Genomic DNA, 13,518 nt, shown 5'->3' with positions numbered 1-13,518 from the left:
ACGCTTGGTGCTTCGCGGCGCCGGCCGGTCTTCATGCATCGTGGACGATGCGTCGGGCCGGCCGAACAGGTTCAAAGGGTGTCTTCTCAGCCCGGCTTCCAGCGAAGCCCGGCACCCCTAGCGAGTCGCGGATTGTAAGAGTGGGAGGGCGGCGCGGCTTGCCGCCGATCAACGCGGCGAGGTCGCGCCCAGCAGTTCGCGAAGACGGGTGCTGGTGGTGGTGTATTGCAGCGGCGGCACCTTGCCGTCGAACACCCGCTCGGCCACTGCCCAGGCGGCGAGCGTCGCCTCGTGGAAGGCACTCACGATCAGCTTGCGCTTGCCCGGGTAGGTGTTGATGTCGCCCACGGCGTACAGGCCGGCTTCGCGCGTCTGGAAGCGCTGCGTGTCAACGGGGATCTGCTTGCGCTCCAGTTCCAGCCCCCAATCGGCGATGGGGCCGAGGCGGGGCGAGATGCCCTGGCAGACGATCAGCGCGTCGAGCGGCAATGCGCGCGTTTCGCCATCGGGCGTGTCGATGGTGAGCGACCGGCCATCGAAGGCGCTGGGCTGGCCGACGGCGATGTGGATGTCGCCCGCATCGATGCGCTGGCGCAGGGCGGCGAGCAGCGCGTCGTCGGCGCGGAAGACATCGCGGCGGTGCAGCAGCGTCACGTCGCGCGCCACGCCGACCAGGCCCAGCGCGGCTTCCACGGCCGCGTCCTCGCCGCCATGGACGACCACGGACTGGCCCGCAAAGCGCGAAAGATCCGACGGGTGATAGAAGAGGCTGCGGCCCTCGTGGGCCTCGGCGCCCTCGACGCTCAGCCGCTTGGGCACGAAGGCCCCCACGCCCGCGGCGATGACGACGGCCTTCGCACGGAAGCGGGTACCGGCCGAGGTCGTTGCCAGCCAATGGGCGTCGGCGTCGCCCGGCTGCTCGCGCTGCAGCGTCGCCACCTGTTCGCCCAGGTGCATCGGCACCTGGAACGGCGCGATCTGCGCGAGCAAGGACTCGGCAAGCCCGGCCCCCGTGGTGACGGGGGTGCCGGGAATGTCGTAGATGGGTTTGTGGCCGTACAGCTCGACGCACTGGCCGCCCGCATGGGGCAGGGCGTCGACGATGCGGCAGGGGATTTCGAGCAGGCCCAGTTGGAAGGCCTGGAACAGGCCGGCCGGGCCGGCGCCGATGATGAGGGCGCCTGTGTCCAGGTGCGAAGGCGGGGCCTGGCCGGTCACGCGCTCAATCGGCCGAACTTACTTGACCAGTTCGGCCAGCTTGTTGGGCTTGTCTTTCCACTCGTCGGCATCGGGCAGCGCGGCCTTGCGCTTGGTGATGCTCTTCCAGCCGTCGGCACGGGCCAGCTCGGCATTGAGCTTGATGAAGGCGAGCTGGTCGGCCGGCAGGTCTTCCTCGGCGTAGATCGCGTTGGCCGGGCACTCGGGAATGCACACGGCGCAGTCGATGCACTCGTCGGGGTCGATCACCAGCATGTTCGGCCCTTCGCGGAAGCAGTCCACGGGACACACGTCGACGCAATCGGTGTACTTACAGCGGATGCAGTTCTCGGAAACGACGTGGGTCATGGCTGGATGGCTGGTGAAGGAGTCGGGAAAAACCCGAGATTGTAAAGGGCGGCCCATGCCTCGGCGGGCATGGCAACACTGGCAACGGCGCCAGAAAGGATTTGAAGGTCGTCGGCGTGCCCGGCGCGACGGCCGGGCGCGGCCGTTCACACCTTTTCAGCGCACCAGGACGGCTGCGCAGGTGCGGTGCGAGGCCGTGTCGACCAGCACCAGCGAGCCCAGCGTGCGCGAGGCGGTGAAGGGCTGCACGGCCAGCGGTTGCTGCAGGGCCAGCACGACCTGGCCGATGGCGTTGGCGTCCAGCTGCGTGGCGGCCTCGGCGTCGAGCGTGCCGATGTTGAGCCGGTCCACGATGCGCTGCACTTTGGCCTTGACCCAGCGGTGGCCCTGCAGCGCCCAGTAGACGCGGCCGGGCACCAGCGGTTCGTCGTCCAGCCAGGCGACGGTGGCGGTGATCTCGCGGGTCGGCTCGAAGGCGCCGGGTTCCAGCAGCCAGTCGCCGCGCGAGACGTCGACTTCGCGGTCCAGCACGATGCCGGCGCTGTGGCCCGCGGCCACGCCGTGTTCGCGGCGCACATGGTCCAGCACGCGGGCCACGGTGGCGGTCTGTCCGCTGGGCAGCACGGTCACGCGCTGGCCGGGCACCACCTGGCCGCCGCCGACGCGGCCCCAGAAGATGCGGCGGCCCTGGCTGGTGTCGGCGGAGGACGAGAACTTCTCCACCCACTGCACCGGGAAGGTGAAGGGCTGCTGCGTCTCGGCGGCCGTCACGGGCAGCGCCTCCAGCAGTTCGAGCAGGCTCGGGCCTTCGTAGCCGGCCCAGCCGGCGGCGCCTTCGCGGTGCGGCTCGGTGACGTTCCAGCCCTTGAGGGCGGAGATGGGCACGATGGCTTCCACGCGCACGCCGGCGGCGGCCGCGAAGTCGTTCAGCGCGCCAGCGATGCGCTCGAAGGCCAGCGCCGCGTCGTCGATGGCGTCGAGCTTGTTGACGGCCACCACGATGGACTGCACGCGCAGCAGATGGGCCAGCAGCATGTGGCGGCGGGTCTGCGGCAGCAGCTCGCGCACCACCACCTCGCCGTCGCCCACCTCGGCCGCCCAGGGCAGCTTGGTGGCATCGACCAGCACCACGGCGGCATCGGCGCTGGAGGCGGCCGTCACCATGTTGCGGGTGTACTGCTCATGCCCCGGCGCGTCGCCGATGATGAACTTGCGCTGGGCGGTGGAGAAATAGCGGTAGGCGACGTCGATGGTGATGCCCTGCTCACGCTCGGCCGAGAGGCCGTCGGTCAGCAGCGCCAGGTCGGTCTCGCCGCCGCGCTGCACGCCGGCCAGCTGGTCGGCCAGCACGGCCCGGCTGTCCACCAGCAGGCGGCCGATGAGGGTGCTCTTGCCGTCGTCCACCGAGCCGCAGGTGATGAAGCGCAGGGCGGTGCCGGTGTCGGCGGAAGCGGAGATGTCGGTCGTGGTCGTCATGGCTGTCGAATCCTTGGTCGTTCCGGGTGGGCGCGGCTCAGAAATAGCCGTCCTTCTTGCGCTTCTCCATGGAAGCGTCGGAGGTCTTGTCGTCCATGCGGGTGGCGCCGCGCTCGCTGACCTCGGCGGACAGCGTCTCGATCACCACGTCGGCCGGGCCGGCGGCCAGGCTGGCCACGGGGCAGGTGCAGGTGATGTCGCCCACGGTGCGGAAGCGCACGTCGCGCAGCTCGACCGTCTCGCCGTCGCGGGCCGGCGTCAGCTCGGTCACGGGCACCAGCAGGCCGCGGCGCTCGACGATCTCGCGCTTGTGGGTGTAGTAGAGCGAGGGCAGCTCGATCTGCTCGCGCTCGATGTACTGCCACACGTCCAGCTCGGTCCAGTTGCTGATCGGGAAGACGCGGAAGTGCTCGCCCGGGGCGATGCGGGTGTTGAACAGCGTCCACAGCTCCGGACGCTGGTCCTTGGGCTGCCACTGGCCGAAGGCGTCGCGGTGCGAAAAGATGCGCTCCTTGGCACGGGCCTTCTCTTCGTCGCGGCGGGCGCCGCCGATGAGCGCATCGAAGCGGAATTCCTCGATGGCCTCCAGCAGCGTGACCGACTGGTGGACGTTGCGCGACTCGCCCGGATGGGCCAGGCGCACGGTGCCGCGCGCCATCGAATCCTCGACGCTGCGCACGATCAGCTCGGCGCCCAGTTCCTTCGCACGCTGGTCGCGGAAGTCGGTCACCTCGGGAAAGTTGTGGCCCGTGTCGATCATCAGCAGCGGATAGGGCAGGTGGCCGGCGCCGAATGCCTTCTCGGCGCACTTGAGCAGCACCAGCGAATCCTTGCCGCCGGAGAACAGCAGCGCCGGCCGCTCGAAGGCCGCGGCCACTTCGCGCAGGATGAAGATGGCTTCTTCCTCCAGGGCGTCGAGGTGGGCGTTGGACAGGCGCGCGGTGGCGGAGGCAGCCAGGGCGTCGGGCAGCAGCAGGTCGGCGTCGGTGCGGGCGTTCATGGGTCTTTGGGGCAAGATGGTTTCGGAAGGTGGACGGGGCGGATCAGTGCGCGATGTGCAGACCGCACTCGCGGTTGTCCTCGCCCTTGGTCGGGTCCACGTAGTCGAAGTTGTTGGGCAGGCCGTGCTGCACACAGTAGTCGTGCAGGTCCTTGGACGACCAGTGCAGCAGCGGCGCCACCTTGATCAGGCCGTCGGGATTCACGCTGACGGGCTCCATCTGGGCGCGCACGGCGGTGTCGGTGGCGCGCAGCGCGGTGAACCAGATCTGGGGCGCCGTTTCCCGCAGGGCGCGGGTGAAGGGTTCCAGCTTCACCTCTTCGGTGAAGGCCGCGTGGCGCGGGTCGTCCAGCGCGGGCGTGGGGCCTTCGACGGCCTCGCGGTGCGCGCGCGAGCGCAGCGGCAGGTAGATCTTGAGGTTCAGCTTGAGCTGGCGGGTCACCTCGTCGGCGAAGCGGTAGGTGGCCTCGGTGTTGTAGCCGTTGTCCATCCACACCACCGGCACGTCGGGCTGGGCGCGCGTCACCATGTGCAGGATCACGGCCTCGAAGGGACGGAAGTTGGTGGTGACGATGGCCGGGCGGTGCAGGCCGATGGCCCAGTCCACCAGGCCCTGCGCATTGCGGCCCAGGCGGGCATTGACCTCGGCCAGGTCGAAGGCGGTGGAGTTCTGGACTTGGGAAGGAATGGCGTTCATGGCTCGGCTCTTTCGAATGGCATGGCGACAACGACAGCAATGCCCTGGGACCGAACTTTAGGGAGAGCCCTTATGAAACCAAACGATCTTTTTGTTCGCGCTTTATGCGGATAAGCATATTCACCGCTGCTGATGCGGCTTCTCGCGCGATGAACGGTTGGGGCTGGATAAGGCGCCTTCGGCTCGCTCGACGGCTGTATCGGCCGACTTGGCCAAGAAAAAGCCGACCAGCACCCGCAGGCGGTGGTCGGCTGGTGGGCGTTTCGCCGCTCGGAGGATCAGGCCTCGGCGCGCACGAAATGCGGCGCCGGCTGCACCGCATCGCCCTGGTAGAAGTCGGCAAAGCGCTCGAACTGACGCTGGGCCTCGGCCACGTCCTTGCCTTCCTTGAGCACGGCGCTGGTGAAGCCCATGCGCTGCATCTGCACCAGCTGGTCGATCAGCACGTCGCCGGTGGCGCGGATGTCGCCCCTGAAGCCCAGGCGGCGGCGCAGCAGGAAGGCCTGGCTGTAGGCGCGGCCGTCGGTGAACTTGGGAAAGTGCAGCTCGATGCGCGTCACGCCGGCCAGGTCGGCTTCGGCGGGGTCGGCGTCGTTGGGCAACTGCAGCACGCGGCCGGTGGCGGCGTCGGCCTCGTGCTGGCCGGCGGAGAGGATGTTCAGGGTCTTGTTCATGCGTCTCTTCTCTCCGTGACTCAGGCGACTTCCTCGACCTTGAAGCGGGCGCCGTTGGCCGCCGCCTTGAAGGGCTCGTGGCCGACGCGGCGCAGCGTGTCGATGAAGGTCTCGCCGGCGTTGCGGGTGTCGCGGTAGGTGCCGAGCACGGCCTCGATCACGCCCGGCACTTCGGCCGCCGAGAACGAGGGGCCGACCACCTTGCCCGCCTGAGCCGGGCCGCTCAGATCGGAGCCGTCCGAGCCGGCCAGCGTCACCTGGTACCACTCCTTGCCGTCCTTGTCGACGCCGAGGATGCCGATGTGGCCGCTGTGGTGGTGGCCGCAGCTGTTGATGCAGCCGCTGATGTGCAGGTCGATCTCGCCCAGGTCGTCCAGCTCGTCCAGGTCCTGGTAGCGCTCGGTGATGGCCTCGGCGATGGGGATGGAGCGCGCATTGGCCAGTGCGCAGAAGTCGCCGCCGGGGCAGGCGATCATGTCGGTCAGCAGGTGCACGTTGGCGCTGGCGAAGCCGGCGGCGCGGGCGGCCTGCCAGAGTTCGAACAGGTCTTCGGCATGCACCCAGGGCAGCAGCACGTTCTGGTCGTGCGTCACGCGCAGCTCGCCGGCCGAGAAGCGGTCGGCCAGCTCGGCCACGGTGTCCAGTTGGTCGGCCGAGGCATCGCCGGGCGCCTGGCCGCGGCGCTTGAAGGAGAGGGTGACGGCGCGCAGCTGCGGGTTCTGGTGCGCGGCCACGTTGCGCTGCAACCAGCGGGCGAACATCGGTTCGCGGTCGGCCGCCTGGCGCAGGGCCGCGTCGGCCTGCTCGGCCGGGACACCGGCGCGGGCGGCCAGTGCCGGCGGCACGAAGGAGGCGGCCACGCGGTCGAATTCGGCCTGGCTGATGGTGTGCGGGGCGCCATCGCGCTCGAGCACGTCGCGGTACTCTGCCTCGACGTCGTCGATGTAGGCCTGGCCCTCGGACTTGACCAGGATCTTGATCCGGGCCTTGTACAGGTTGTCGCGACGGCCGTAGCGGTTGTAGACCCGGATCACCGCTTCGAGGTAATTCATGATCTGGTTCCAGGGCAGGAACTCGCGCAGCACCGTGCCGACGATGGGCGTGCGGCCCATGCCGCCGCCCACGCGCACCTGGAAGCCGATCTCGCCGGCCTCGTTCTTCACCAGCTTCAGGCCCACGTCGTGCCAGCCGGTGGCGGCGCGGTCCTCGGTGGCGCCGGTGATGGCGATCTTGAACTTGCGCGGCAGGAAGGCGAACTCGGGGTGCAGCGTGCTCCACTGCCGCATGATCTCGGCGTAGGGACGGGGGTCGGCCACCTCGTCCACGGCCACGCCGGCGCGCTCGTCGGTCGTGATGTTTCGGATGCAGTTGCCGCTGGTCTGGATGCCGTGCATGTCCACGGTGGCCAGCAGTTCCATCACCTCGGCGCTCTTGGCGAGCGGGATCCAGTTGTACTGGACGTTCTGGCGCGTGGTGAAGTGGGCGTAGTGCGTGGGCAGCGACGTGGTGCCCAGGGCGCCCTGGGTTTCGAGGGCTTGGCGATAGACCTCGGCCTCGGGCTCGTCGTACTCGCGAGCGATGCGGGCCAGCACGCGCACCTGGCGGCTGGAGAGTTCGCCATAGGGCACGGCGACGCGCAGCATGGGCGCATAGCGTTGCACGTACCAGCCGTTCTGCAGGCGCAGCGGACGGAACTCGTCCTCGCTGAGGCTGCCCGCCTGCCAGCGCTCGAGCTGGTCGCGGTACTGTGCGGCGCGCTGGCGCACGAACTGGCGGTCGAAGTCTGTGTATTGGTACATCGTGTGTGGGAGGCAGTCGGCCACGCGGCACGGACACCGCGCGCGAAGGCGGCACTTTAGGCGCCACCCTTATGAAGACAAACGATTTTTTGGTTCGCGCCTTATGCGCATAAGCTTATGCGGCTGGTCTGGCGCGGCCTGCGGCCGGGAAAACCGCCATGGCCGGATAAGGCGCCTCGGGCGAAACAGCCGCCGATTCTAGGAGGGCCTGCGCAGCCACGCGGGCCGCGGGGCCGGCCCGGCTTAGGCCATCCTGCATATGGTCGGCCGACACAGCGGCCGGCATCATCCCGCGCTTCATGGGTCTGTGCCGAACGTCGATCACCGTACCGAAGCTGATGCGGGCGTGGGCCGCGGCCGTTCTTCTGGTTTTTTCTGCGATCCCTGCGCTGGCGGCGGGGCCGGTGGCCATCGCGACGCTGGTCGAGGGCGAGGCCCATCTGCTGCGGGAGAGCGGTCGTTTCGTGCTGACGCCCGGCGTGGCGCTGCAGCCCGGCGATCTGGTGGAAACGGTCGCCAATGCCCGCCTGCTGCGGCTCGAATACGCGGATGGCCCGGTGGTCGACCTGGGGCCGGCCAGCCAGGCGATGGTCGAAGCAAGGCTCGGAGCCGGCAACCGCGGCCCAGCGGCCCGGCTCTATCTGCGGCAAGGCTGGGCCAAGCTGAGCAAGGCGCCTTCCGCCCGCGGCGTGGTCAGCCTGCTGACGCCCGATGCGATCCTGACGGGGGAGGGCGGCAGCCAGGTGGTCCAGGCCGCAGACTTCCGCACTCAGGTCTTCGCCGAATCGGGCAAGGCCAGGGTCGAGGCCCGGGGCAAGCGCGATCAGGAGGCGGTCGATCTGGCGGCCGGCCGACTGTTCGACAGCGCGGACTGGGCCGAGCGCCCGCGGCCGGACGCCGCCTTCATCCGCGCGGTGCCGCCCAGCTTCCTCGACCCGCTGCCGCTGCGCGCCGCCCGGTTCAAGGACCGCCCGGTCGACGCCGAACGCGAGGGCGATCTGCGCTACGAGGACGTGGCCGGCTGGCTGCAGGCCGAGCCGGCGCTACGCGCACGCCTGGCCGAACGCTGGCGCGGCCTGGCGAAGAAGCCGGATTTCCGCGGCGCCCTGGCCGCCAACATGAAGCGCCATCCCGAGTGGGACCGGATCGTGTTTCCCGAAAAGTACGTCAAGCCGCGTCCGGCCCCTGGGCCTTCCCCGCAGCCGGCCGCGCCTGTTCGTCCCGCCTACTGACCGGGCCCCTCCGGCCGGTTGCCAACGATGCCATCCCCATGAAACTGCTGCTCAAGTTCAACCTGGTCTTCCTGCTCGTGTTCGCGGTCGGGCTGGGGGCGTCGGCCTACCTGGCGCGCGACCTGCTCCAGCGCGGCGCGCACGACGAGGTGGTGGAACAGGCGCGCCTCATCATGGAGAGCGCGGCGGCCGTCAGCACCTACACGGCCACGCAGGTGCAGCGGCTGCTTCAGAACCAGATGAAGTACACCTTCCTGCCGCAGTCGGTGCCCGCCTATTCGGCCACCGAGATGGTCAATGCGCTGCGCGAGATGCACCCCGAGTACGCCTACAAGCCGGCCATGCTCAACCCCACCAATCCGCGCGACCGGGCCCAGGACTGGGAGGAAGACGTCATCGCCCGCTTCGCCAAGGACAAGGCGCTGACCGAGTTCATCGGCCAGCGCGAGACTGCCTCGGGCCGGGCGCTGTTCGTCGCGCGCCCGATCCGCATCAGCAACCCGGCCTGCCTGAGCTGCCACAGCACCCCGGCGGCGGCGCCGGCCACGATGATCGAGAAGTACGGCCCGGCCAACGGCTTCGGCTGGACGCTGGGCGAGACGCTGGGCGCGCAGGTGGTGTCGGTACCGATGTCGGTGCCCTTCGCGCGCGCATCGCAGGCCTTCGCGGTCGTGATGGGCTCGCTGGCGGCGGTGTTCCTGCTGATCGGCGGCGCGCTCAACCTGATGCTGTGGAAGCTGGTCATCCAGCCCGTGACCCGCCTCTCGGCCCTGGCCGACCGCGTGAGCATGGGCGAGCTGGAAGCACCCGAGTTCGCCGTGCGCAGTCGCGACGAGATCGGTACGCTGGCCGAATCCTTCGCCCGCATGCGGGCGAGCCTGGTGCAGGCCATGAAGATGCTGGACGTCTGAGTGGCAGCCGTGCATCGACCTGCGAGACCCGCCGCCAACAAGCCCGTCATACGGATGCGGCGCTGAGTCATGCAGCATCCGAGCCGCCTCGGCAAGTACGACATCGTGGGCGTCCTGGGGGAGGGTGCCATGGGCGTGGTCTACAAGGCCCACGACCCGTTCATCGACCGGCAGGTCGCCATCAAGACGGTGCGCAAGGCGCTGCTCGACTCCACCATCGCCGAGGACATGGCCGCGCGCTTCCGCAACGAGGCACGCGCGGCAGGGCGGCTGTCGCATCCGGGCATCGTGCCGATCTACGAATACGGCGAGGACGACACCACCGCCTTCATCGCGATGGAGTTCGTCGAGGGCCGCGACCTGGCGCAGGTCCTCGGCGCCACGCCGACGCTGCCCGAGGGCATGGCGATCCGCTTCATGCAGCAGCTGCTCGATGCACTCGGCAGCGCGCACCGCGCCGGCGTCTGGCACCGCGACATCAAGCCCGCCAACCTGATCGTGACCACCGACGGCCTGCTGAAGGTGATGGACTTCGGCGTGGCCCGCATCGCCAGCGCCGCGCTCACCCAGGCGGCGTCGACCATCGGCACGCCCGGCTACATGGCGCCCGAGCAGTACATCGGCGAGACCATCGATCACCGCGTGGACCTGTTCGCTGCCGGCGTGCTGCTGTACCGCATGCTCAGCGGCCGCTCGCCCTTCGCCGCGGAGACGCCCGAGGCGGTGATGTACAAGGTGCTGCACCAGGACCCGGCACCGCTGTCGACCCTGGAAGGCCTGAGCATCGCGCCCTCGCTGGACGCGGTGATCGCCCGCGCGCTGGCCAAGACGCCGCAGGCGCGCTTCTCCAGCGCGGCCGAGTTCCGTGATGCGCTGGCCGAGCGCAGCGCCGTCGCGGGCGGCACCACCGCCGACGACGCAACCGTCATCGCGGCGATGCCACTGCGCGTGCGACCGGCCAGCCCGGGCACCTCGCGGGGCCCCACCGGCTCGGCCATGCCTTCGCAGTGGGACGCGAGCAGCCTCGCGGCCGTGGAGGCAGCGCTGACCCGCTTCATGGGCCCCGTCGCCCGCGTGCTGGTGCGCGAGGCGGCCCGCACCAGCACCGACCTCCGGCAACTGCAGGACAGCGTCAGCCAGCACATCCGCGATCCGCGGGAGCGTCAGCGCTTCGAGGCGCTGCTGAGCGCAGGCATGGCCGGCGGCACCTCGGCAGGGACGCGCGCCGGGTCGTCCGCATCCGCCACAGGTGCGGCGTCATCGGCGGGCGCGTCCACCGCAGGTACCACCGCCGGTGTCTCGGCCGGACTGAGCGACTACGCCGTCCGCGCGCTGGCCCGGCAACTGGGGCCCATTGCCAAGGTGGTGGTGCGCAAGGCCGCGGCATCGGCGGGCTCTCGCCAGGCCTTCTTCGACACGCTGTGCCGGTCGGTCGAAGATCCTGCGCGACGGGCGCAGTTGCAGGCCGAACTGGCCCGGGCGCCCGACGGTCCCTGAGGCGGGTCGACGCGCCTACTTGACCTGCTGCTTGCCCAGCTTGCGCGCCAGGGTGCGGCGGTGCATGCCCAGGCGGCGCGCGGTCTCGGAGATGTTGAAGCCGGTCTCGGCCAGCGTCTCGTGGATGCGCTCCCACTCCAGCGTCTTGATCGAGCTGGCGCGCTGCGTGAGCTCGACCTCGGTGCTGCCTTCGGCGCGGCCGAAGGCTTCCTCGATGTCGTCGGTGTTGGAGGGCTTGGCCAGGTAGTGACACGCGCCGAGCTTGATCGCCTCCACCGCCGTCGCAATGCTGGCGAAGCCGGTGAGCACGACGATCAGCATCTCCGGGTCGTGCGCATGCAGGGCCTGCACGCAGGCCAGGCCCGAGGCCTCGCCCTGCAGCTTGAGGTCGACCACCGCGTGGGTTGGCGACTCGGCCTCCAGCAGCGCATTCACCTCCTCGAGGCCGCCAGCGCGCAGCACCTCGTAGCCACGTCGCTCGAAGGACCGGGCAAGCGTGCGTGCAAAGGCATCGTCGTCTTCCACGATCAGCAGTTGCCGGGCGTCGGCGTCGGCATCGGACAGCAGCAGGTCGGTCATTCGGTCGGATCTCTGGTGGCAAGCGTGACGGCGGCCAGCGGCAGCGTGATGCGCACCAGCGCACCGCCCTCGGCACGGTTGGCGGCCTCCACCTGACCGCCCAGCGTACGCGCGACATTCACGACGAGGAACAGGCCGAGGCCACTGCCCGGACGCCCCTTGGTCGACTGGTAGGGCGTGCCCAGGCGCGTGAGCATGTCGGCGCGAAAGCCCGGGCCTTCGTCGAAGACTTCGAGCACCAGCGTGTCGTCATCGCGGCCCACATGGAGATGGATGCGCTGGGGCGAGGCCTCGCGGGCATTGTCCAGCACGTTGCAGATCATCTGCGCGATGGCGGAGTCCGAGACCATGGGCAGATCGTGCCCAAAGCGGTTGCTGTAGAGCAGCACGGTGCCCGAGCGCGTGGAGCGCCAGTCGGCCACCAGGTCGTCGAGAAAGCGGCAGACGGTGGTCATGGCCGAGGACTCGCCCCGTGTCTCCCCGGCCGACAGCAGGATGCCGCTGACGATGGACTTGCAGCGCAGCACCTGCGTCTGCATCTCCGTCACGTCCTGCAGCAGTTCGGGGTCGGAATTGAAGTGCGGCAGGTGCTGCCAGTCGCCCAGGATCACGGCCAGCGTGGCCAGGGGCGTGCCCAGCTCGTGCGCCGCGCCCGAGGCCAGCAGGCCCATGCGAACGATGTGTTCCTCTTCGGCCGCGCGCTGGCGCAGGGCGGCCAGGCGGGCGTCGCGCTCGCGCAGGTTCTGGCCGATGCGGGTGATGAACACGACCAGCAGTACGGCGTTGAGGGCAAAGCAGATCAGCAAGCCCGCCAGGTAGGGACTGGCCAGGCCACGGTGCGCCTCCAGCGCCACCGGCAGCGGCCGGCTGAAGATCGCCAGACCGGCGACGCAGCCGATGGCCACGGCCACCATCGTCCACACGGCCCAGGCCCGCAGCAGCACGGCGCCCAGGGTGACCTGCAACAGGTAGAGGTAGACGAAGGGGTTGCTGATGCCGCCGCTCAGGTGCAGCTGCGCCGTGAGCGTGCCCACGTCCACCATCAGGCCCAGGAACAGCTCGCCATTGGTGACGCGCCGCCCGGTGCGCCAGCGCAGCAAGCTCAGCACGTTGAAGGCCAGCAAGCCGGCCAGCACGGCCAGCATGGGTTCCAGCGGAATGGGCAGCCGCAGGCCGTAGTGCGCGACCTCGATGGTCACGATCTGGCCAAAGGCGGCGATCCAGCGCAGCTGGATCAGCTGGTGCAGGTTCTTGCGGCCGGTGGCCGAGTCGAGGCCGCGTGCGGCCTGGGCCCGCACCTGGGCGCGTGCGGCGAGCAGGGCAGGGGAGTCGGGGGGGCTGGCGCTCATCGCGCCGGATTGTCGTCGTCCGGCCCCAGGGCACCGCGGCGCCAGGCATAGACCAGGCCCACCACCAGAAGCAGGGCCATGCCGTACCAGGTGATGGCGTACATCAGGTGGTTGTTGGGAAAGCGGATGACGGTCAGGCCGCCCTCGGGCCAGGTGCCCTCGGCCTGCTGCGGGTCGCGGGCGGCATCGACGAAGTAGGGGGCGGTGTCGGCGGCCGGCAGCCCGCGGGCCGCCGTGAGCGCGACGATGTCGCGCGAATACCAGCGGTCGGCCGCGGGATCGTTGTGGCGCAGGAAGGCGCCCTTGGGCTCGGTGATGCGCAGCAGGCCCACCACGTCGACGTCGCCCGTGGGGTCGCTCCGGCCGCGGCCCGAGGGCTCACGGGCCTCCGGCGGCAGGAAGCCGCGGTTGACCCACACGACGCTGCCGTCCGGCCGCGCGAGGGGCGTCAGCAGCCAGAAGCCCGCGCCAAGGTCGGTGGTGGCCTGCACCAGCGCCGCCTTGTCCGTCAGGAAGCGGCCCTGCAGCGTCACGCGCTGGTATTCCGCGCGCTCGGCCGTGACGGACGGCCACGCGGCACGCCCCGGTGCGTCGATCGGCGTTGCGGTCACCCGGGCATCGACCCGTGCGATCAGCTCGCGCTTCCACGCCAGGCGCTGGACCTGCCAGGTGCCCAGGGCCAGCAGGAGCACAAAAAAAAGTGCCGCGGCAGGCACGAGGACCCGACCGCGGCGCCGC

The 13,518-nt window shown here is 69.9% G+C and carries 13 protein-coding genes; 3 read left to right on the top strand and 10 right to left on the bottom strand.

The window, feature by feature from the left end; genetic code table 11:
• Positions 1-168 precede the first annotated feature (168 nt).
• The 7 genes from L0984_RS00970 to L0984_RS00940 form a co-directional block, all read right to left on the bottom strand.
• Positions 169-1,218 (bottom strand): NAD(P)/FAD-dependent oxidoreductase, encoded by a 1,050-nt coding sequence (locus L0984_RS00970; protein WP_234191918.1) that lies wholly within the window; start codon positions 1,216-1,218, stop codon positions 169-171.
• Positions 1,219-1,236: 18 nt separating this feature from the next.
• Positions 1,237-1,566 carry a ferredoxin FdxA gene (gene fdxA / locus L0984_RS00965; protein WP_043118085.1) on the bottom strand — a complete coding sequence of 110 codons (330 nt, stop codon included), beginning with the start codon at positions 1,564-1,566 and terminating at the stop codon, positions 1,237-1,239.
• A 156-nt stretch (positions 1,567-1,722) separates the two neighbouring features.
• Positions 1,723-3,042: a sulfate adenylyltransferase subunit 1 gene (locus tag L0984_RS00960; RefSeq protein WP_234191917.1), complete on the bottom strand. Its 1,320-nt coding sequence runs from the start codon at positions 3,040-3,042 to the stop codon at positions 1,723-1,725.
• A gap of 37 nt (positions 3,043-3,079) precedes the next feature.
• Positions 3,080-4,042, bottom strand: a complete 963-nt coding sequence (cysD, locus tag L0984_RS00955; RefSeq protein WP_076510260.1) for a sulfate adenylyltransferase subunit CysD — start codon at positions 4,040-4,042, stop codon at positions 3,080-3,082.
• Positions 4,043-4,085: 43 nt separating this feature from the next.
• A complete protein-coding gene (locus L0984_RS00950; RefSeq protein ID WP_234191916.1) occupies positions 4,086-4,739 on the bottom strand; it encodes a phosphoadenosine phosphosulfate reductase domain-containing protein in 654 nt (217 codons plus the stop codon).
• Between the two features lie 278 nt (positions 4,740-5,017).
• Complete coding sequence (locus L0984_RS00945) at positions 5,018-5,413, bottom strand: DUF934 domain-containing protein (RefSeq protein WP_234191915.1); 396 nt, start codon at positions 5,411-5,413, stop codon at positions 5,018-5,020.
• A 20-nt stretch (positions 5,414-5,433) separates the two neighbouring features.
• A complete protein-coding gene (locus L0984_RS00940; RefSeq protein ID WP_234191914.1) occupies positions 5,434-7,212 on the bottom strand; it encodes a nitrite/sulfite reductase in 1,779 nt (592 codons plus the stop codon).
• A gap of 299 nt (positions 7,213-7,511) precedes the next feature.
• Here L0984_RS00940 and L0984_RS00935 point away from each other — a divergent pair, with 299 nt between their 5' ends.
• The 3 genes from L0984_RS00935 to L0984_RS00925 all read left to right on the top strand — a co-directional run bounded on the left by L0984_RS00935 (position 7,512) and on the right by L0984_RS00925 (position 10,852).
• Positions 7,512-8,444, top strand: a complete 933-nt coding sequence (locus L0984_RS00935) for a hypothetical protein (protein WP_234191913.1) — start codon at positions 7,512-7,514, stop codon at positions 8,442-8,444.
• 38 nt (positions 8,445-8,482) lie between these two features.
• Positions 8,483-9,355, top strand: coding sequence for a c-type heme family protein (locus L0984_RS00930; protein WP_234191912.1), 873 nt, complete (start codon positions 8,483-8,485; stop codon positions 9,353-9,355).
• A gap of 69 nt (positions 9,356-9,424) precedes the next feature.
• On the top strand, positions 9,425-10,852 hold the full coding sequence (locus L0984_RS00925; protein WP_234191911.1) for a serine/threonine-protein kinase: 1,428 nt from the start codon (positions 9,425-9,427) through the stop codon (positions 10,850-10,852).
• Between the two features lie 15 nt (positions 10,853-10,867).
• On the opposite strand, the gene L0984_RS00920 is transcribed toward L0984_RS00925, so the two are convergent.
• The 3 genes from L0984_RS00920 to L0984_RS00910 are packed head-to-tail and all read right to left on the bottom strand — an operon-like array spanning position 10,868 to position 13,472.
• Positions 10,868-11,431: a response regulator transcription factor gene (locus tag L0984_RS00920; protein ID WP_234191910.1), complete on the bottom strand. Its 564-nt coding sequence runs from the start codon at positions 11,429-11,431 to the stop codon at positions 10,868-10,870.
• Complete coding sequence (locus tag L0984_RS00915) at positions 11,428-12,780, bottom strand: ATP-binding protein (RefSeq protein ID WP_234191909.1); 1,353 nt, start codon at positions 12,778-12,780, stop codon at positions 11,428-11,430. Before L0984_RS00915 ends, L0984_RS00920 begins: the two co-directional genes overlap by 4 nt.
• Positions 12,777-13,472, bottom strand: a complete 696-nt coding sequence (locus L0984_RS00910) for an SURF1 family protein (RefSeq protein ID WP_234191908.1) — start codon at positions 13,470-13,472, stop codon at positions 12,777-12,779. Before L0984_RS00910 ends, L0984_RS00915 begins: the two co-directional genes overlap by 4 nt.
• Between the last annotated feature and the right edge of the window lie 46 nt (positions 13,473-13,518).

The sequence above is a fragment of the Pseudacidovorax sp. NFM-22 genome (genome assembly GCF_021401245.1).
In the GTDB taxonomy this organism is placed as follows: Bacteria; Pseudomonadota; Gammaproteobacteria; order Burkholderiales; family Burkholderiaceae_C; genus Xenophilus.
Note: the sequence above shows the minus strand (reverse complement) of the source record. Positions and strands in the feature narration are given on the sequence as shown.

Coding starts and splice junctions, on each gene's coding strand:
- cysD (WP_076510260.1), bottom strand. CDS start 4,042: ATGAACGCCCGCACCGACGCCGACCTGCTGCTGCCCGACGCCCTGGCT.
- L0984_RS00950 (WP_234191916.1), bottom strand. CDS start 4,739: ATGAACGCCATTCCTTCCCAAGTCCAGAACTCCACCGCCTTCGACCTG.
- L0984_RS00925 (WP_234191911.1), top strand. CDS start 9,425: ATGCAGCATCCGAGCCGCCTCGGCAAGTACGACATCGTGGGCGTCCTG.
- L0984_RS00930 (WP_234191912.1), top strand. CDS start 8,483: ATGAAACTGCTGCTCAAGTTCAACCTGGTCTTCCTGCTCGTGTTCGCG.
- L0984_RS00935 (WP_234191913.1), top strand. CDS start 7,512: ATGGGTCTGTGCCGAACGTCGATCACCGTACCGAAGCTGATGCGGGCG.
- L0984_RS00920 (WP_234191910.1), bottom strand. CDS start 11,431: ATGACCGACCTGCTGCTGTCCGATGCCGACGCCGACGCCCGGCAACTG.
- L0984_RS00945 (WP_234191915.1), bottom strand. CDS start 5,413: ATGAACAAGACCCTGAACATCCTCTCCGCCGGCCAGCACGAGGCCGAC.
- fdxA (WP_043118085.1), bottom strand. CDS start 1,566: ATGACCCACGTCGTTTCCGAGAACTGCATCCGCTGTAAGTACACCGAT.
- L0984_RS00915 (WP_234191909.1), bottom strand. CDS start 12,780: ATGAGCGCCAGCCCCCCCGACTCCCCTGCCCTGCTCGCCGCACGCGCC.
- L0984_RS00940 (WP_234191914.1), bottom strand. CDS start 7,212: ATGTACCAATACACAGACTTCGACCGCCAGTTCGTGCGCCAGCGCGCC.
- L0984_RS00960 (WP_234191917.1), bottom strand. CDS start 3,042: ATGACGACCACGACCGACATCTCCGCTTCCGCCGACACCGGCACCGCC.